The organism is Tritonibacter sp. SIMBA_163 (assembly GCF_046535935.1).
In the GTDB taxonomy this organism is placed as follows: domain Bacteria; phylum Pseudomonadota; class Alphaproteobacteria; order Rhodobacterales; family Rhodobacteraceae; genus Epibacterium; species Epibacterium scottomollicae.
Map to the genome: position 1 here is coordinate 1 of NZ_JAWJBP010000024.1, position 16,813 is coordinate 16,813.

At 59.0% G+C, this 16,813-nt stretch carries 21 protein-coding genes and 2 pseudogenes; 13 read left to right on the forward strand and 10 right to left on the reverse strand.

The features are described 5' to 3' along the window. Nucleotides 1-124 (forward strand): integrase core domain-containing protein (locus R0J92_RS19510; protein WP_411052856.1); only part of this gene is annotated, 124 nt, incomplete at its 5' end. A 201-nt stretch (nucleotides 125-325) separates the two neighbouring features. Here the strand turns inward: R0J92_RS19510 and R0J92_RS19515 are convergent. The 6 genes from R0J92_RS19515 to R0J92_RS19540 all read right to left on the reverse strand — a co-directional run bounded on the left by R0J92_RS19515 (nucleotide 326) and on the right by R0J92_RS19540 (nucleotide 4,780). Next, nucleotides 326-619 carry a DUF1330 domain-containing protein gene (locus R0J92_RS19515; protein ID WP_411052822.1) on the reverse strand — a complete coding sequence of 98 codons (294 nt, stop codon included), beginning with the start codon at nucleotides 617-619 and terminating at the stop codon, nucleotides 326-328. A 19-nt stretch (nucleotides 620-638) separates the two neighbouring features. Further along, nucleotides 639-1,595: an SMP-30/gluconolactonase/LRE family protein gene (locus R0J92_RS19520; protein WP_411052823.1), complete on the reverse strand. Its 957-nt coding sequence runs from the start codon at nucleotides 1,593-1,595 to the stop codon at nucleotides 639-641. A 92-nt stretch (nucleotides 1,596-1,687) separates the two neighbouring features. Further along, entirely contained in the window at nucleotides 1,688-2,590 is a 903-nt protein-coding gene (locus R0J92_RS19525; protein WP_411052824.1) for a helix-turn-helix transcriptional regulator, read from the reverse strand. Nucleotides 2,591-2,787: 197 nt separating this feature from the next. Continuing rightward, a complete protein-coding gene (locus R0J92_RS19530; RefSeq protein ID WP_411052825.1) occupies nucleotides 2,788-3,600 on the reverse strand; it encodes an RNA polymerase sigma factor in 813 nt (270 codons plus the stop codon). Beyond that, nucleotides 3,597-3,998 carry an SRPBCC family protein gene (locus tag R0J92_RS19535; protein WP_411052826.1) on the reverse strand — a complete coding sequence of 134 codons (402 nt, stop codon included), beginning with the start codon at nucleotides 3,996-3,998 and terminating at the stop codon, nucleotides 3,597-3,599. Before R0J92_RS19535 ends, R0J92_RS19530 begins: the two co-directional genes overlap by 4 nt. A gap of 158 nt (nucleotides 3,999-4,156) precedes the next feature. After that, complete coding sequence (locus tag R0J92_RS19540) at nucleotides 4,157-4,780, reverse strand: CGNR zinc finger domain-containing protein (protein ID WP_411052827.1); 624 nt, start codon at nucleotides 4,778-4,780, stop codon at nucleotides 4,157-4,159. A 159-nt stretch (nucleotides 4,781-4,939) separates the two neighbouring features. On the opposite strand from R0J92_RS19540, the gene R0J92_RS19545 reads away from it, so the two are divergent. From R0J92_RS19545 to R0J92_RS19555, 3 genes are all read left to right on the forward strand, one after another. Next, the gene (locus R0J92_RS19545; RefSeq protein ID WP_411052828.1) at nucleotides 4,940-5,872 is read left to right on the forward strand and encodes an alpha/beta fold hydrolase; all 933 of its coding nucleotides are present in this window, start codon (nucleotides 4,940-4,942) and stop codon (nucleotides 5,870-5,872) included. Between the two features lie 29 nt (nucleotides 5,873-5,901). After that, nucleotides 5,902-6,531: an FMN-dependent NADH-azoreductase gene (locus tag R0J92_RS19550; protein WP_411052829.1), complete on the forward strand. Its 630-nt coding sequence runs from the start codon at nucleotides 5,902-5,904 to the stop codon at nucleotides 6,529-6,531. Nucleotides 6,532-6,898: 367 nt separating this feature from the next. After that, nucleotides 6,899-7,063: a hypothetical protein gene (locus R0J92_RS19555; protein WP_411052830.1), complete on the forward strand. Its 165-nt coding sequence runs from the start codon at nucleotides 6,899-6,901 to the stop codon at nucleotides 7,061-7,063. 483 nt (nucleotides 7,064-7,546) lie between these two features. Here R0J92_RS19555 and R0J92_RS19560 read toward each other — a convergent pair. Continuing rightward, nucleotides 7,547-8,316 (reverse strand): IS5 family transposase gene (locus R0J92_RS19560; RefSeq protein ID WP_411052831.1). Its coding sequence is split into 2 segments (ribosomal slippage): nucleotides 7,547-7,980 and nucleotides 7,980-8,316, totalling 771 coding nucleotides; the frame shifts between segments, so codons are not numbered across the junction. Nucleotides 8,317-8,666: 350 nt separating this feature from the next. Next, the gene (locus tag R0J92_RS19565; RefSeq protein WP_411052832.1) at nucleotides 8,667-9,170 is read right to left on the reverse strand and encodes a RidA family protein; all 504 of its coding nucleotides are present in this window, start codon (nucleotides 9,168-9,170) and stop codon (nucleotides 8,667-8,669) included. Between R0J92_RS19565 and R0J92_RS19570 the strand changes: the two genes are divergently transcribed. The 3 genes and pseudogenes from R0J92_RS19570 to R0J92_RS19580 all read left to right on the forward strand — a co-directional run bounded on the left by R0J92_RS19570 (nucleotide 9,150) and on the right by R0J92_RS19580 (nucleotide 10,660). Further along, complete coding sequence (locus tag R0J92_RS19570; protein ID WP_411052833.1) at nucleotides 9,150-9,890, forward strand: helix-turn-helix transcriptional regulator; 741 nt, start codon at nucleotides 9,150-9,152, stop codon at nucleotides 9,888-9,890. The two genes, R0J92_RS19565 and R0J92_RS19570, sit on opposite strands and share 21 nt — an antisense overlap. Nucleotides 9,891-9,994: 104 nt before the next feature. Beyond that, a pseudogene (locus R0J92_RS19575) lies at nucleotides 9,995-10,277 on the forward strand (transposase); the annotation flags it as partial. Nucleotides 10,278-10,477: 200 nt separating this feature from the next. Next, nucleotides 10,478-10,660, forward strand: a complete 183-nt coding sequence (locus R0J92_RS19580) for a hypothetical protein (RefSeq protein WP_411052834.1) — start codon at nucleotides 10,478-10,480, stop codon at nucleotides 10,658-10,660. Between the two features lie 183 nt (nucleotides 10,661-10,843). Here the strand turns inward: R0J92_RS19580 and R0J92_RS19585 are convergent, their stop codons facing one another. Beyond that, on the reverse strand, nucleotides 10,844-11,722 hold the full coding sequence (locus R0J92_RS19585) for a LysR substrate-binding domain-containing protein (RefSeq protein ID WP_411052835.1): 879 nt from the start codon (nucleotides 11,720-11,722) through the stop codon (nucleotides 10,844-10,846). A 98-nt stretch (nucleotides 11,723-11,820) separates the two neighbouring features. Between R0J92_RS19585 and R0J92_RS19590 the strand changes: the two genes are divergently transcribed. From R0J92_RS19590 to R0J92_RS19600, 3 genes and pseudogenes are all read left to right on the forward strand, one after another. Continuing rightward, nucleotides 11,821-12,525 (forward strand): SDR family oxidoreductase, encoded by a 705-nt coding sequence (locus R0J92_RS19590; RefSeq protein WP_411052836.1) that lies wholly within the window; start codon nucleotides 11,821-11,823, stop codon nucleotides 12,523-12,525. After that, complete coding sequence (locus R0J92_RS19595; RefSeq protein ID WP_411052837.1) at nucleotides 12,515-12,766, forward strand: DUF6552 family protein; 252 nt, start codon at nucleotides 12,515-12,517, stop codon at nucleotides 12,764-12,766. Before R0J92_RS19590 ends, R0J92_RS19595 begins: the two co-directional genes overlap by 11 nt. A 178-nt stretch (nucleotides 12,767-12,944) precedes the next feature. Beyond that, a pseudogene (locus R0J92_RS19600) lies at nucleotides 12,945-13,211 on the forward strand (transposase); the annotation flags it as partial. Here R0J92_RS19600 and R0J92_RS19605 read toward each other — a convergent pair. Beyond that, a complete protein-coding gene (locus tag R0J92_RS19605; RefSeq protein WP_411052838.1) occupies nucleotides 13,208-13,507 on the reverse strand; it encodes a hypothetical protein in 300 nt (99 codons plus the stop codon). The pseudogene R0J92_RS19600 and the gene R0J92_RS19605 sit on opposite strands and share 4 nt — an antisense overlap. Nucleotides 13,508-13,620: 113 nt before the next feature. Here R0J92_RS19605 and R0J92_RS19610 point away from each other — a divergent pair, with 113 nt between their 5' ends. The 3 genes from R0J92_RS19610 to R0J92_RS19620 all read left to right on the forward strand — a co-directional run bounded on the left by R0J92_RS19610 (nucleotide 13,621) and on the right by R0J92_RS19620 (nucleotide 16,811). Further along, nucleotides 13,621-13,881, forward strand: a complete 261-nt coding sequence (locus R0J92_RS19610; RefSeq protein ID WP_411052839.1) for a metal-sensing transcriptional repressor — start codon at nucleotides 13,621-13,623, stop codon at nucleotides 13,879-13,881. Nucleotides 13,882-13,889: 8 nt separating this feature from the next. Continuing rightward, nucleotides 13,890-15,209, forward strand: coding sequence for an MFS transporter (locus tag R0J92_RS19615; RefSeq protein ID WP_411052840.1), 1,320 nt, complete (start codon nucleotides 13,890-13,892; stop codon nucleotides 15,207-15,209). A 642-nt stretch (nucleotides 15,210-15,851) separates the two neighbouring features. Further along, nucleotides 15,852-16,811 carry a GAF domain-containing protein gene (locus R0J92_RS19620; protein ID WP_207796993.1) on the forward strand — a complete coding sequence of 320 codons (960 nt, stop codon included), beginning with the start codon at nucleotides 15,852-15,854 and terminating at the stop codon, nucleotides 16,809-16,811. Nucleotides 16,812-16,813: the final 2 nt, after the last annotated feature.

The window sequence follows — 16,813 nt, forward strand, 5'->3', positions numbered from 1 at the left end:
ACAGATCCTCATCGAACGCTGGCGTCGCCACTACAACACGGTGAGGCCCCACAGCGCCTTAGGATACCGGCCCCCAGAGCCCAAAAGCATCGTCCCGATAGACCAAAGACCGAGGATGCATTAACATTCAAATTGGACCACTCGATGGGGGCACATCAGTGCCATTTCAGGGATCTCCGGCTTCTCACGAGTTACAGATAGACCAGTCTCTTATTAATTGAAAGAGAAGGCACCCTCACAGTTGCGTTATGCGCTTGTGAGGGCGCCGCCCGGTGTGGCCGGGTCCGGGCGCCGTCCCGTGACAGGCCGGGGCCGCAATCATCGCTCAGCCGCCCAGAATATGGATTTCCATATGGGCGAAGCTGTCGTCTCGCAGCGGGATCAGGTCCCGATAGGCTGGCTGATCAAAGAACCCTCTCGCCACGGCTTCGTCGGCAAACTCCAGAACCAACACCGTGGCCGGAGTGGCCTTGCCCGCCACGCTCGCCGCAACGGGCGCGCGCAGCGTCGGGACGACGCCTGCGGCCTTCAGCAGGGGCTGGACCGCGTCCGCATAGCGTCTGGCACCGTCCGCCTTGGCGGGGTCCGGTTTCGAGAGCACGATCACATGCGTTGTCATGGCTAATTCCTTTCCGGGATTATCGAAATTCTGCGGGCAGTTCGATCGCAAGGATGCGGTAGGGATCGGCCGCACCTGCCGTCGGATCGAACAGATGGTCGAGCTGACCTTCGACGACATAGGCCGTCTGGCCGATGACCGTCGCCGTCGTCGGGACGTTCAGATCCTCTGCGATCACCTCGAGCTTCGCCTGAGCGCCCGAAACGGTGGCGCTCCACAGGGCACCGCGCGCGCCCGCAGACAATCCCCCGCCTTCGACAAGCAGAAACCTGCCGCCGCCTAGGGCCGTCAGACCGTCCGCGCCATGGATCTCCGTTGACATCGTCAGATCCGTGATCACCCCGGCCCGCCCCTCTGCGTCCAGCGCGATCCGATGCAACGTGCCGGTGTTGTAGCGCGCGACGAAAACCGCCCCGTCATCATAGGCAATACCGTTCAGGTTGAAGCCTTCGCCCGCAAAGCGGACGTCGTCGAGCCAGATTTCCAGCCGATCCGCGCCGGGGGCCAGGGCATAGATGCGGGGCACAAAGCTGTCGGTGACCAGGATCGTGCCATCGGGCAAGGCGGCGATGTCGTTGCAGAACATGCCCCCCTCGGGCAGCGGGTATCGGCCCTCGGGCGCGCCGGTTTGCGTGTCGAAGGCGGTCAGTGCCGGGACGGCCGTTCCCGTCAATGCGCTGACGCCCGGATCGGACGAACAGGCGTAGGCTTGGTCGCCCGCAACATGGACCCCGACGACACTGACAAGGCTATTTACCCCGGCAGGCGCGAATTCAGAGATGCTCCGCGTGGCCGAAATCTTGAGGATCCGTCCCTGGGTCAGGCTGCCGACATAGAGGTTGCCCGCCGCGTCATGCGAGATGCCTTCCGGCGCGAATGCGGCATCGGACAGGGGAATTTCGGTTTCTGCCATCGCCAAGGCAGGCAAGACGGCGATTACAGCGCCAGTGAGCAGAAGGGGTTTGGGGGAGAACATCTCAGCGGTCCTTTCCAGAGTTGCTGGACAAGACTTGGGCCATATACGGGGGGCTTTCGCGCTGCGGATGGTCAGGGGCGCGCCGCAAACGGTCAATTGCGCGCGCGCTGCGGGTTCAGGGTCACAAGTTCGCCCATCGGCCGCCCTTGCGTCGCACGCAACTCGGTCGGGCTCATGGAGAAACGCAGGCGGAACCGTTCGGCAAAGCGCGATTGCGATTGGTAGCCGCACTCAAAGGCGATCTGTCCGATCGGCATGTCAGAGGAGATGACCCGCTCTACCCCTTGATTGAGCCGCGCATCCTCCAGCAGATCACGAAAGCCGGTGTTCTCGGACTGCAACCGGCGGCGAAGGGTCCGCTCGCTCATCGCAAGGATCCGGGTCAGATCCTTCATGGACCAATCGTGCGACAGATCGGTCTTGAAGTGTTGGGTGATCCGCTCTGACAGAGTTTCCCCGCGAGAGATCAGAAGGTTTCCGGCCAGACCCTGCCGCGCAAGGATCAGGAGGATCTCGACGAGCCGGTGGCGGGTCTGGGTCAGGTCTGAGGGATAATTCTGGTCATGCGTGATCCAGTCCGCGACGATGGCGAAAAGCTCTTCTGACCCGGCGGCCTTCCACTTCGGCCTCAGATCCCAGTCCTTCTGCCCATCGGAATAGACCTTGCCGAACAGGTCCATGGTTTGCTGGTCAAAGACCAGCGATGCGCCCAGAAACCGGCTTTGCCCACGGTCTGGAATGTTCTCGACATCACATCGCACGCCCTTGGGGAGCATCAGAACCTGCCCGGGATGTGCATCATAGGTCTGCCGATCCGCGACGACCCTCTTGAGCCCTATGATCGAAAACATAAGCATCGGGGTGGAGATATCCATTCTGGTAATGGTCTGCGCTTGTTGGCAGCCATTGATCCAGACCCCCCGCGCTGTCTGACCGGACAGAAACGCGGTGGTGATCGATCTTTCTAGCCGTGACAGGAGTGGCTGTTTGTTCATCTCCGGGCGTCCTTGTCTGTGCGACAGTCATCTTTATCAGCTCAACGCGCAATCCGGGATCAAAACTTGCCCTTGGCCGTCTAAGGCGCAGAATTGGCCGAATGCGGGCAGGCGCGGTGCCCCTCCCCCGCGCTGCCCTGTAGGAGACCCACCGCCAGCATTCGAGCGATCAGAAAGACCGCCGCCCCTTGGCGGCGCTATTTTATCGCCGCCATGATCAGATCGCCGACATTGGTCGGAAAATCCGTGTTCGAGCGCATGAGCGCGGCCGCCCGGCGCCCCTCTTCCAGTGTTCTGATCTGACGCCGCAGGTCGCGGATATCGGTGGCAGGCGCGCTCAGCGCGAAGGCCGGGGCTCCCAGGGTGATCCGGCCGTTTGCTTGCGCAGCCGTCAGGCGTTTCTCACATCTGCATGCCGCGCTTTGCGACACCACCCCGCAATAGGACTTGACGAAGCGGGCGACCTCCTTTCGGGCTCGGCTCAACCTTTGCCGATAGGCGGTGGCGGAAATCTCGAGCGCCTCCGCCGCCTCACTGTCGGACATCTCGAAAATGTCGCCCAACACATAGGCGATGCGCAGGCTCCGGTTCAGACAGGTCAGCATCGCCAGCGTACAGCCGACCTTGATTTCCTCGATCGCAATCGCCGTGACCAGATCGTCGACCTGATCTGTGTCCGGGGCGGCCAACCCGCTTTCCAGATCGGCGGCGAAATCCCGGAACGTCATCCGCATCGCTTCCACGCGGCCGCGCTTTCGCATCCCGACCAAATGCCGTGAGGCGACCTTGAGCGCCCATCCCCCGGCGGCTTCGTCGTCGCGGAGCGTACCGAGATGCGTGATGATCTTGATGAGAATTTCCTGTGTCGCGTCCTCCGCATCGGCGGGATGCGCGAGCATCCGCATGGCAAGTCCGTAAATCTGGCGTTGCAGGCTATGGACGACGGCGGCGAGAGCCGCGCGATCTCCGTGTCGCGCGGCGCCCACCTGTTTGGGATCCAGACGGATCATGCCTCGAGTCTCGCCTTGAGGCTCACAAGCTCCTTGGCCAGTGTGATCTTCTGTTCTTCCAAAGCACCCTCCAGAAGTTCAAGCGGCACCGGCGGCGCCATCAGAACAAAGGAATAGATCGACGTGTCATCGGCATCTTCGGTCACCCGGGAATAGGCCGCGCCCACGGAGCCGTCGGGAAAGGTCATGATCCAGTCGACAGTGCCCTGTTCGGCGAAGGCCCGTGTTTCGAGCTGGATCGGAACCGCCCCAGCCGGAGTGACCAGTTCCGCCGTTTTGTCATCGGCGGATTTGAACGCGTTGGTCCATTCGGGCAGATGCGCGGGATTGGCGATATAGTCGAACACCTCGGCAAAAGGTTTCGCGATGCTGAAGGATTGTACGTCATGCGTTTTCATATGTGTCGTCCTCATTGACCTGCGTCGGGCCAGTCCCGGTCGCATAGTAAGAAAGAGGCGGCCAGAACGGAGACTGTGACAGAGAAACTCGAAAAAAGTTTTGCTGTCGGGATGTGGCGGCGGTCCATGGTCCGGTGAAACACCGCCTGATCCCTCGGTCAGCGGTTGCGATAGGCGGCGGCCTTGGCCCGGTTGCCGCAGACCTCCATGGCGCACCAGCGGCGTTTGTGGTTCTTGCTGATGTCGAGAAAATACAGGGTGCAGCTCGGCCCCTCGCAATTGCGGACATAGTGGAAATTCGCCTCCGTGATGAGACGTGCGGCGACGGTGGCCAGTCGGACGATCAGATCGCCCGGTGTGGTGATAGGATGCCGGTCGGCAAGGGAGAGCGGGCGCGTGGCATCCGGCTCCGCCGTTGCCTCGATCTGCAGAAATCGTGTGCCGCGCATGAGGATTGCGTTGATTTCGCCTATCATGGGATGGCCCATATCCGCTTGCGTCAGTTCCCTGCCTGAGACTCCTTCGATAAAGGCGCGGAACCGCTCACGGAAGGCGCGGATGTCCTGATGCGCTTGGGCGAGCTCAGGCGTGGCCGGGTCTGTGCGGAAGGGCGCGACCTCATGGTCCTGGGCGAGGCCCGCCGCGACAAGCCAGTCCAAAAGATCCGCCGGCGTGTCCAGCCAATCGTAGAGCACGGAGCGTGGCATTGCGACCGAGTTCAGGACATCGAGCGCCGGGCTTTCGCCGATGAAAAACGGTGCGGGTCTGGGATCCTGTGTCATCAGCTCCTCCATCTGCGGTCCGGCTTGATAACCTGTATAGAGATATTTTGCCAGTTATATATCCTGGCGTACTGTCACTTTAAAGTGACTGTCTAAAACCCATTTCATCGGCAATAAGTAACCATCAAAAAAGATTCTAAAAGGTTACTAAAGAGCAAGATGAAACGATCTCTCTCAACAGCAACGCTGGTCTTCGCCGCGCTTGCCTCCGCCTCCACAGCTGGTAGCCAGGCGTCCTGGCCGGTCAGTTACCGCAGTCTCGACATCGATGGCGTCTCGATTGCCTATCGCGAGGCCGGCCCACAGGACGCGCCGGTGATGCTCTTGCTGCACGGGTTTTCCTCCTCGTCGCATATGTTCCGTGATCTGATCCCGGGGCTTGCGGAGAATTACCACGTCATCGCCCCCGATTATCCCGGCTTTGGCCAATCCTTTGCCCCCGAGGCGTCAGGTTACAGCTATGATTTCGCCACTCTGGCCGAGACCCTGACGGGGTTTGCCGAGGACCTCGGACTGGCGGAGTACACGCTCTACATGCAGGATTACGGTGGCCCGGTGGGGATGCGGCTGGCGCTGTCGCATCCGGACCGGATCACGGGGCTCGTGTTCCAGAATGCGACGATCCATGTCGAGGGCTGGTCGCCTGACGTGGTTGCGCAGTTCGGGCCGTTCTGGGCCGAACGCACGCCCGAGACCGAAGCCCCGCTCCGTGGCTTTCTCTCGGCCGAGACCACCCGCTGGCAATATCAGCAGGGCAGCACGCGCTCCGAACGGCTTAGCCCCGATGCCTGGATCAGCGATCAGGCGGGGCTCGACCGGCCGGGCAATGACGCGATCCAGCTCGACTACCTCTGGAACTACCGCGACAACGTCGCCTCTTACCCCGAATGGCAGGCCTATCTCGCCCGCGAAACGCCGAAAACGCTGATCATCTGGGGCGCGAACGACCCGTTTTTCACCATGGAGGCGGTGACCGGCCTGCACGCGCTGCTGCCCGATGCCGAGACGCGGATCTATGACGCCGGGCATTTCGCACTCGAAACCCATGCCCCGGAAATCGGCGCCGCCATCCGCGACGTCTTTGCCCACTGACTTTAATCCAACTGAAAAGGAACGACACAATGACAAATATTCTCTATATCGCCGCTTCGCCACGCGGCCCGATGTCCCAATCCGGCAAAATGGCCGAGGCCTATCTTGCCGCGCGTCAGATGGCGCAACCGGATATCCGCCTCGACCGGCTCGATCTGTGGCGCGCCGATCTGCCCGAATTCGACGGGGACAAGGCGGCGGCGAAGATGACTTTCTTCGGCGTGGGCGATATGGATGCACCGCGCCAAAGCGCCTGGGACCAGGTGGTCACCGTCACGAACCGGTTTATCGAGGCGGATGAATATGTGCTCTCGGTGCCGATGTGGAACGGCGGCATCCCCTACAAGCTCAAGCAATACATCGACATCATCACCCAGCCCGGCCTGTTGTTCGGCTTCGATCCCGAGGCCGGCTACAGCGGCTTGCTGCGCGGCAAGTCGGCGCGGGTGTTCTATACCTCCGGGGTCTATGCGCCGGGGGCACCCGCCAAATACGGCACCGATCACCATTCGACCTATTTGGACTGGTGGCTCGATTTCATCGGCGTGGCCAATATTGAAACCGTGCGGTTCCAGCCCTCGCTGCTGACGGGGGACCCGGCCGGGGACCAGTTGAAGGCGCTCGATCGAGCAAGGGATCTTCATCTACTTCAGGCTTGATCGCAAAGGGGTCGCCCCGGTGCATCACGGTGCCGGGGCTGCTGGTGCGCAGAGAAATCGGCACCCGATTGCGTTAGTCTTCGGCACCCAGTCGCGTGACCTTCGGCACCAACCAACAACGGGATAACCGTCCTCAACGTTAACGAAGGCTCGAAGCGCGGGGACCTCAATCATCGAAGCGGTTCTCGCCTTCGCGGTTATTGCGAGCGGCGGAGGCGAAAGGGTTCGAAGTCGACCTTCGTCATGGGGTGCATGAAGGGCCGATAATGGGATGTGCCGGCTGCTTCCCCCACCGTTGGGTTATCCTGCACTGGGATCATCCGCGCTAAAGGAGAAGCAGCCATGTGTGCGAAGAAGACAGGAAGCAATGAAGACTTGGCGGTTGACCGCCATGCGCGCAGGCGAAATGCTCGGCGCGCTATTTTCCGAAAAGCAGGAGGTCATCACGGCAGTTGGCGCGATCATGCTCCCCATGACAGCGCTCTACACCGTCACCGGGCCGATCCTTGTCCTTGCACCGTGCCTACTTTGAACGGAACGGCGGATTCTCATCGGACATACCGATTGTTTGGGAACGGTTCGTTCTGATCGAGGACTTGGCGCAAGAAGGATAGGTCGCTTGATCGCCAACCCATTCTGAGCTGCCGGTGGATTAAACAACCCGACTGTGTTGATCGCGCGATGCGACGGTCCAAAAACTAGGTGACCGGTTTCTCCTGCTCTGCCAACCTTCACCCTCCGGTAATGCTGCAAGGTGGACGAATGGCCGATCTGGTGAAGCCGCATCGCAGCGGCCAGCTCCGGTTTCAAAGGCGGCAATGGGCCGTCCTTGCCAGATGAAAGCCTCGCCTGGGTGAGGTGGCCGTCGTGCCGCCGCTGGTCGGCTCCGCGCCTTTCTTTGACTTCCGATCTTTGGATAAATTCACTCTATGGGAATAGAATTTGAAACACTGAATGAAGGTGATTGTTTGCTCTGCGGCACTGCGGGATCGTTAGGGTCAGGACTCGTTGTCATTCATAGCCAAAAGATGACGAGGGCGGCTAGAGCGATAGCTGACAGGAACACTGTTGGTGATCTGTCGTATCGTGTTGCGACCCTTCTCCAGTCTTTCAGCCTGCCGAACATGATCTCGATCCGGTTGCGGCGTTTGTAACGGCGCTTGTCGTATTTGACAGGGGTTTTACGCTGTTTGCGGCCAGGGATGCACGCCTTTATCCCCTTGTCTTCCAACGCTTCTCTGAACCAGTCAGCGTCATAGCCCCGGTCACCTAGCAGCCATCCGACCGTCGGCAGGCTGCTGCACAGAGCCCGTGCTCCGACGTAATCGCTGACTTGGCCGGCAGTGATGAACAAGTTGAGCGGGCGACCACGGCTGTCGCAGATCGCATGTAGCTTCGTGTTCATCCCACCTTTTGTGCGACCGATCACCCGCCCGCGCTTGTCTCCAGGCCCCCTTTCTTCGCCCGTAGGCTGGAAGCCGTACGGTGCGCTTTGAGATACGTCGCATCGATCATGACAGTTTGTTCTTCGCCATGATCTGCGGCCAGACCGACCAGCATTTGTGCTAAAATGCCCTTATCGCTCCAACGCTTCCAGCGGTTGTACAACGTTTTGTGTGGGCCATATTCCTTCGGTGCATCACGCCACCGCAAGCCATTGCGATTGATGAAGATAATGCCACTTAGGACCCGACGGTCATCAACTCGCGGCTTGCCGTGAGACTTGGGAAAGAAGCGCTCAAGACGCGCCATCTGCGCATCGCTCAACCTGAAAAGATCAGACATGTTCACCGCTCAGTTTTCGAACCGTGAATCACGCCCCTACACGGAAATCAATGGGTCCTGACCCTAGTGCTTTTGATGGCAGGGAGCGTTCCATCTGGGCCAGCATCCCTTCTAAGAAAACCTCTGTTGCTGTCTTTCATCCGAGGTATTTTCTGGGTGTATTGTTGAGCTGGTCGCAAAGAGCATTCAGATCATAATCGCGCGTCCGCGTGATGTCTCGCGCGCGCGGCGGCCATTTGCGGACACGTCAATTGGTGTTCTCCACGGTGCCTGTCGACCGGGGCGAACCGGTAATTTGCGCAATAAAGGGGTCACTGAATTCCTCAATCCAATGACCCTTCGATATGTCGTCAGGCCATTGCCGTCGCTTCAATCTCGAACAGCAGTCCAGAAATGGCGAGGCGCGTCACACCCAGCATCGTCATGGGCGGGGAGACGCCATGCGGGCCGAACCGCATACCCATCAAGTCGAAATTTTTCAGCGCTTCGTCTACGTCCGTCGCATAGATGCCCAGCTTTACGATGTTGCTCAGGTCCATCTCCGCGCCTGTCAGAACCGCTTCCAGATTGTCGAGGGCGAGGCTGATCTGCGCTCTCATGTCGCCAAGGTGCTGCGGATTGCCTTCTCCGTCCACCGCGGTCTGTCCCGCACATATCAATTGCCGAGTCACGCCGCCGATCACTTCTGCCTGATTATAGCCCAGCTTGACCGACCAGTCCCAGGGGTTCACTGCTGTCCGTTTCATGCCGCAATCTCCTTGTGTTTCGTTGCTGGAATTGGTGTAGGGTAAATAGGTGCCAAAAAGTGGCACCATTAACGCTAGAGTGGCGACATGAATGTGAGATTCCGACATGACGCCATCGTGCGCAGCCTTCGCCGCAACGGCACATCCACGATTGACGCCCTTGCCGCAGAAGTGGGCGCGTCCCGCCGGACGGTGTTGCGCGACATCTCCGCGCTTCGCGACGAAGGCTATGTGATCCATTCCGATGTCGGCCGTGGTGGCGGGCTTCAGCTTGATCCGCAATCGGTTCAGACGAATGCTAGGCTATCGGTGCCCGAGGTCTTTGCTCTCTTGATCAGTGTCGCTACGATGAGGGCCGCCGGAAATCTGCCGTTCTCCGAACTTGCCGATGCCGGGCTCGCCAAGATCGAAAGGGCCTTGCCGTCGGATAAAGTGAAGGACCTGCGCGCGTTCCTAGATTGCCTGCATATCGGCCAGCTGTCGCCGCTGCAGGATTTGTCGGACATGTCAAAGATGGACCCCGACTTGCTTCCTGTGTTCGAGATCGCTTTCCTAGGGCGTCACTTCATTCGTTTCGACTATTGCGATGCAAAGGGGCGCAAAACCCTGCGCGACGTCGAGCCGCAGGCCATGCTGATCCTACCGCCTTTGTGGTATCTCGTCGGATGGGATCCGCTGCATGCCGATTTCCGGCATTTCAGGATGGACAGGATCAGTAACCCAGAAGCCATCGCCGACGCCCGTTTTCGCCGCCGTCACGTGCCATTCGAAGATGATGTTTGCCCCTACAGCGAATTGGAGGCGTTAAACAGAACAGGACGTTTGTAGTGCGCGCAGCATCCGTCAAAGTGGGCTGATTTTGTTGAAAAACTGTTCCTTGATTGTCGATTGAGCGACTGATTCAATTCTCTCAACGAACGAAAGGACTGGGGATGACGGGACCGAAACAAGACGCGCAGGCAGCATTGTTCTACGAGTTCTCGTTAGAGGATCACGTTCCCCCATAATCACCTGGTGCGGTCGATTGATCGTTTTGTTGATCTGACCAGCGTCCGCGCTCATCTTGCAGAATTCGGCGGCCACACCGGTCGCCCATCTATCGATCCCGAACTGCTGATCCGGATGCTGCTGGTGGGGTATTGCTTTGACATCCGGTCTGAGCGGCGGCTTTGCGATGTGGTGCATCTGAATCTCGCCTATCGCTGGTTCTTTAGGTGGGCATGTTTCGTCAACTCCTTTTTTGCCTTCATTGGCTCAGCTGCACTCGAAAGGGTTCAGGCTTCTTTTCGTGCTCGACGTCTGGCAACGTCGGCGGACAGGATGGGGTGTGAAGGGTCAAACTGCCTAGCTTTACCCGTCAATGCACAGCATCAGAGCTCAATTCCAAGGCTTAAGCGCGCCGGAAGAAGGTCGAGATGCTCTTCGCTCATCTCAAACGTATCGGCGGCCTAGGACGGTTCCGATTACGGGGTCCATGCGGCGTTCAAGACGAATTTACCCTCGCAGCAGCAGCCCAGAACCTCCGCAACTCGCAAAGCTCAAGCCGATGCTGCCCGCCCCAAGCTGAAACGGCGGCTAAGTCTGCGACATCTGAATGAAATCAGCGCAGACCGCAGCCGATGCGTCAAAATCCGAGCGTTTTTCAACACAATCAGCTAACATAAGTCCTTTGCCGCAACCGCACGCAAGATCGGTACCGAACCCGACGGCCAATTGCAGCTGTGCGGACGCTGTTGCCGTTCGTACGAATGATCAGAATGGCCGCTCATAACTCAAGACAGTCAGGTGTCTTCGGCGGAGCGCGCCGTAAGCCAAGTCATGACCTTGACGACCGCCTCATTGTTCTTTGCTGTTCGCGGCACGAGGACGTAGAAGTCTTTTCCGTCAGCGTCCCAGGTTGCGCCAACCTCTACCAAACGTCCGACTTCGAGGTCTTGAGCCACCAGAAAACGGCTTACCAAGGCCACGCCTTGCCCGGCGATGGCTGCATCGACTGCAAGAGACGTTTGGCTTAGACGAAGGTGGCGAGACGACTGGTCCTTTACGCCCATATGCGCGAGGTAGCTAGGCCATTGGTCATGGGTGTCATGGACCTTCGGCTGTTTGGCAAGAGTTTCTGGATCAAGAAGAATATCACCCTTGTCCCCAAACTTCGGAGCGGCGACCGCGATCAACGATTGCCTGAACAAAAGCGCTACGTCCAATGACGCGCCAAACGGCGGCGATCCCTGTCGCACTGCAAGGTCTATCCCGTCGCTGTGGAAGCTGGAAACTCTTTCGGTCGCCATGATCCGCAAATCGATATCCGGGTGTGCTGTGGTGAAGTGCGGTAAATTGGGGATCAGCCATTTCGCAGCAAAGGTCGGTGTGACACTGATAAGAACTTTGTTCGGTTCTGGTTTCAGTTCGGCAGTTGCGGCTCGAAGGTCTGCGAACACTCCCGCAATGCGGTTATGATAGCTGCGCCCGACCGGCGTAAAAGCCAGCCCTTTCGGCACTCGCTCGAACAAGATCACATCAAGATGCGCTTCGAGCTGGCGCACCTGTTGCGCAACGGCCCCTTGCGTAACGCCCAATTCTTCAGCGGCTGAGCGGAAACTGAAGCGGCGGCCTGCTGCATCGAACGCACGCAAACTGTTGAGCGGGGGAAGTTCAGTCATTTTGCAATAGTAATTCTACTGGCACGTAACATCAATTCTGAATCGAAGTTTGTCAAATAGCGCATTATTTATGGGTTAATCAAGAAAGGGCGTTCGATATGACAGTAGAAAAAGTAGCTTTGGTCACGGCGGGTGGTAGCGGCATGGGCGCAGATGCAGCGCGCAAACTGGCAGATGATGGGTTCAAGGTTGGCATCCTGTCTTCGTCCGGCAAGGGCGAAGCGCTTGGCGATGAACTTGGCGGCTTTGGCGTAACAGGCTCCAACCTTGATGGAGCAGCGCTGAACACATTGGTCGAGGGTGCGAAGGATCGTTGGGGCCGTATCGATGTCTTGGTGAACTCTGCTGGTCACGGACCAAAAGGACCAGTTCTCGAAATCAGCGACGAAGACTGGCATCAGGGGATGGAAGTCTACCTGATGAACGTCATCCGCCCGACACGGCTCGTCACCCCCTTGATGCAGGCGCAAGGCGGAGGCGCAATCATCAACATCTCAACCTTCGCGGCATTCGAACCCGACCCTCTTTTCCCCACTTCGGGCGTTTTTCGGGCTGGGCTAGCCGCATTCACTAAGCTCTATTCGGACAAATATGCGTTAGAGAATATCCGGATGAACAACGTCCTTCCGGGCTTTATTGACAGCTTGCCTGGAACTGAAGACCGCAAGGCACGTATTCCCATGGGGCGCTACGGCTTCGCTTCGGAGGTATCTTCTCTCATTTCGTGGCTCGCTTCAACAGAAGCTGGCTACATGACAGGGCAAAACCTGCGCATCGACGGTGGGTTAACCCGTGCCCTCTGATACCTTGACCTTTGTATCAACGCGCGAGCGCCTTGTCTTTGCGGTCAAGTGGGGCGCATCCGCCATTCAGATCATGGGATACACCGCGACGGGGTTTGGCTGGACACCGTGGAACCTTTATCTGTTTCTCGTCGGCGTCGTGGGGTGGTTTGCCGTCGGCGCGCTATGGAATGACAAAGCGCTCATGCTTGTCCACCTTGTAGCCCTAGGTGCAATGATTGTCGGAATGTCGAGCGGCTGATGAGCGATACCGCACATGGCCGGCGCGAGCAACCAAAGGACGGGCCCCAGACCAAACACGACATCCATGTAAAACTCTGCATGATCCCAGCCACCGACACCAAGGGCGTATTTCGTTGAAATGCTCTCCCTTCACCGAAGGGCCGTCCGCTGATTCAATTCCTGCGTAGGATCCAGCGATGATGGGACCGCGGCAAGAGGCGCAACCAGCGCTGCTCTACGAGTTCTCGCTCGAAGAGCGTGTCCCGCAGAACCACCTCCTGCGCTCTATCGACCGGTTCGTGGATTTTCCTGATATCCGCACCTACCTCGCCGACTTCTACAGTCATATCGGGCGGCCCTCCGTCGATCCCGAACTCCTCATCCAGATGCTTCTGGTGGGCTATTGCTTCGGCATCAGGTCAGAGCGGCGGCTCTGCGAGGAGGTGCATCTGAACTTGGCTTATACCTGTAGCGGATCAGAGGTGTCTGAACCCAGTCGCCACGCAGTTCTGTAGATATCGAGTAGCTGCGGCGACAGATCAGGACGCGGCACGACGGCCTGACTGTGATCGTGATCGACGCTGTCGTGGCTGTGCCCGCGCATTGCCCAGGTCAGGTCTTCTTCTAGACCATGCGGATGCCCGTGCTCGGCAATCATTTCCGCGCGATCCTGAAACACATCGAGGATGGCGGGCGCATGAGAGGTTGCTGGCGTCACCGACCAGACAATCACGGCCACACAGAGAAGTGTTGCAAGCACGACCTGTCTGATTGTCCGTAAGGTTGTCATTGCTCTGGCTGCCCGTTCTGCTCTTTTGAGCTGCGTCGCGACTTCATCTTGCCTTATCCTCCCCAGGGGGATAGTGAGCTCCTATGACAAAACCCCATATACATGCAAGTCATCCCGCCCTTATCGCTCGGCTGAAACGCGCTGACGGCCACTTGCGTGCCGTGATCGCGATGATCGAGGACGGTAAGCCTTGCCTTCAGATCGCCCAGCAGATGCAGGCCGTCGAAAAGGCAATAACGAACGCCAAACGGGCATTGATCCACGACCATATGGATCAATGCTTAGGTGCCGAAGATCCCGCAGCAGATCTCTCTGAGCTGCGAATGATCGCCCGATATCTCTGAGGTCCGCCATGTTCGACATCCTTGCTGACCGCACCTATCGCCATCTGTTTCTGGCGCAGGTCGTGGCCCTTCTGGGAACCGGTCTTGCGACTGTCGCACTCGGCTTGCTTGCCTTCGACCTTGCCGGCGATGGGGCTGCGATGGTGCTTGGCACGGTCTTCACAATCAAGATGGTGGCCTATGTGGGTATCGCGCCCGTTGCGGGGGCCTTCGCAGACCGTGTGCCACGCCGCGCGTTTCTTGTGTCGCTCGATCTGGTGCGTGCTGGTGTGGCACTGGCGCTGCCTTTAGTAACCGAGGTCTGGCAGGTCTATACCTTGATCTTTCTGCTGCAATCCGCTTCCGCCGCCTTCACTCCTACGTTTCAAGCGACGATCCCGGACGTTCTGCCGGAAGAGGCGCGTTACACCCGTGCGCTGTCACTGTCGCGGCTGGCCTACGATCTGGAAAACATAGCCAGCCCAACCCTGGCAGCACTTCTGCTCGCGGTGATGTCCTACAACTCGCTTTTCCTTGGCACTGTTGCGGGATTTACAGCTTCGGCCTTTCTGGTTGTTTCGGTGCTGCTGCCAAGCCCTAAGGCCTCCGAGCCGCGGGGCATCTATGACCGGACGACGCGTGGTCTCCGGATCTATCTTGCCACACCCCGTCTTCGCGGGCTGTTGTCGCTAAACCTCGCGGCTGCAGCGGCGGGGGCAATGGTGCTGGTCAACACTGTCGTGCTTGTGCGCGGATCGCTCGGCCTGTCAGAAAGCGCACTGGCCTGGACGATGTTTGCCTTCGGCACGGGTTCAATGGCTGCGGCTCTGACTCTACCGCGCGCTCTGGATGTGCTGCCAGACCGGCCCGTGATGTTCGCCGGTGCTGCGCTGATGGTCGTAACTCTGTTCGGGCTGGGGATGACAACCTTCGCAACGGACCTTGGCTGGCCAACCCTTCTGGGGGCATGGATATTGATCGGTCTTGGATACTCTGCCGTCCTCACCCCTTCCGGGCGGTTGCTGCGCCGGTCCGCCCATGCCGCGGATCGCCCCGCGCTGTTTGCGGCGCAGTTCGCCCTCTCCCATGCTTGTTGGCTGGTGACCTATCCACTGTCAGGCTGGCTGTTGACGGTCTTTGGCATAATCCCGGCGCTTATGGGGCTCGCGCTACTGGCTGCCGCTGGCATGCTTGCTGCGCTGAAGTTCTGGTCCTCTAGCGACCCTGTCGAGCTCGAACACACCCATGACAACCTGCCACTCGATCATCCGCACCTGAAAGGACATCGCAGACACAGCCACCCGCTAATTATCGATGAACGCCATCCTCGCTGGGACACCCACTTCTAAACGTTGCGAACCAATACCAAGACAGGAAAAATTCCGCTTCCATTTATCGAGACCCTGATTGCAAAGCATCGGTCAAATCGGATTGGGAGCAGACCTTCGTCGTAGCGAGTATGAGGGTCTGCTCAGGGCCGGGTTTGTCGTGAATGGCGGCCATAGTTTGCAGTTTTGCAGGGGCTGCTTCCTGCGCTTCGCTGACCTTGAAGCCGGTTGCAGCATCCCCTGGGTCAACTGAGCAGACTTGAAGGTCCGCTTTCAGGAAGCCTTTCGCGCACGCAGCAGTGCCTTCGCTGCGCCTTGCATGAATGTCGTGATTGGGCTGGGCTTGAGCCGATCACCGTTGGCCAGGGGCAAGCTTGAGCCGGTCTCTCGGCGCTGCACCGCCGTAAGGCGGCAGAGAGCCCCTCATACCGATGCTGCAATCTGCACGAAAGTCTTCTTCTTCAGTAGTGCATCTCGCTACTTTGGCTATCTCTTGGCGAAACACAAACTAAACACAATTGAATACGCAAATAGAATATCCCTTCAACTTCGCGGCCAATATCAAACAGATTGTGCTGGTTCTGCTTGCTGGAATTGCAATCATCTTGCCAGATGCACCGATTGCCATAAGGTAGGATCACCTTCACGATAATAGGAAGGCCGATGGACCCTAAGACTTCGCACGCTGATCGAGTTCTCGAAGCGACACGTTCCGCTTCTGCTGCCGCACGTTCGCAAATCGCGGCGAGCTGGCATCGATCCGTGCAGAAACACGGGTTGGACCCCAACAACCGACGCGCACCGGACAAGATTGAACACGCTGCGTTGCGGGAACGGTTGGAGGTCTACGAGAAGTTCATGATGGTCGCCGCACCGCGATTGGACGCGTTGTATTCGCTCGTCGGGCAATCGGGGTGTGCGGTTCTGATGACGGACACCGAGGGCGTTATCCTCGACCAACGCATGTCGGATGCTGACACCCCTGCCTTTGAAAGCTGGGGCCTGAGCGCGGGCGCGAACTGGAGCGAGGAGCGTGAGGGAACCAACGGGATTGGCACCTGCCTGACCGAGCGTCGCCGTGTGATCATTCATCAGGACGAACATTTTCATGCCCGGAACACCGGGATGAGCTGTATTGATGCGCCGATTTTTGACGAGAACGGGCAGATCGTGGCCGCGCTTGATGTGTCCTCGGCGCGGGCGGATCAAACCGAGGCCTTTAATCGACTGATAGGGGCGCAAGTAGCGCAAACCGCCCGCGCGATTGAAGAGGCCAACTTTCGGGCGGCGTTCAGCGCGGCGCGCATTATCGTGGCCGAAAGCAGTGAAGCGGATTCTGCCACGCTGCTGGCCGTGGACAGCCACGACCTTGTCATTGGCGCAACCCGCGAGGCACGCCGCGCGTTTGGATTGGCCGGAACGGGGCCGCTTGCCGCGCGTCCCGCCGCTGATATTTTGGGCCAGGAAGACGGCCCCACAGGGTTCCAGCGCGCTGAACGCGCCGCCGTGGTGCGTGCGCTTGCGCGGGCCGACGGCAACGTGTCACAGGCAGCGCGCCAGCTTGGTGTGGGCCGCGCGACGCTCTATCGGCGTATGAAGCGGCTGGGCTTGCACGAAACCTGACT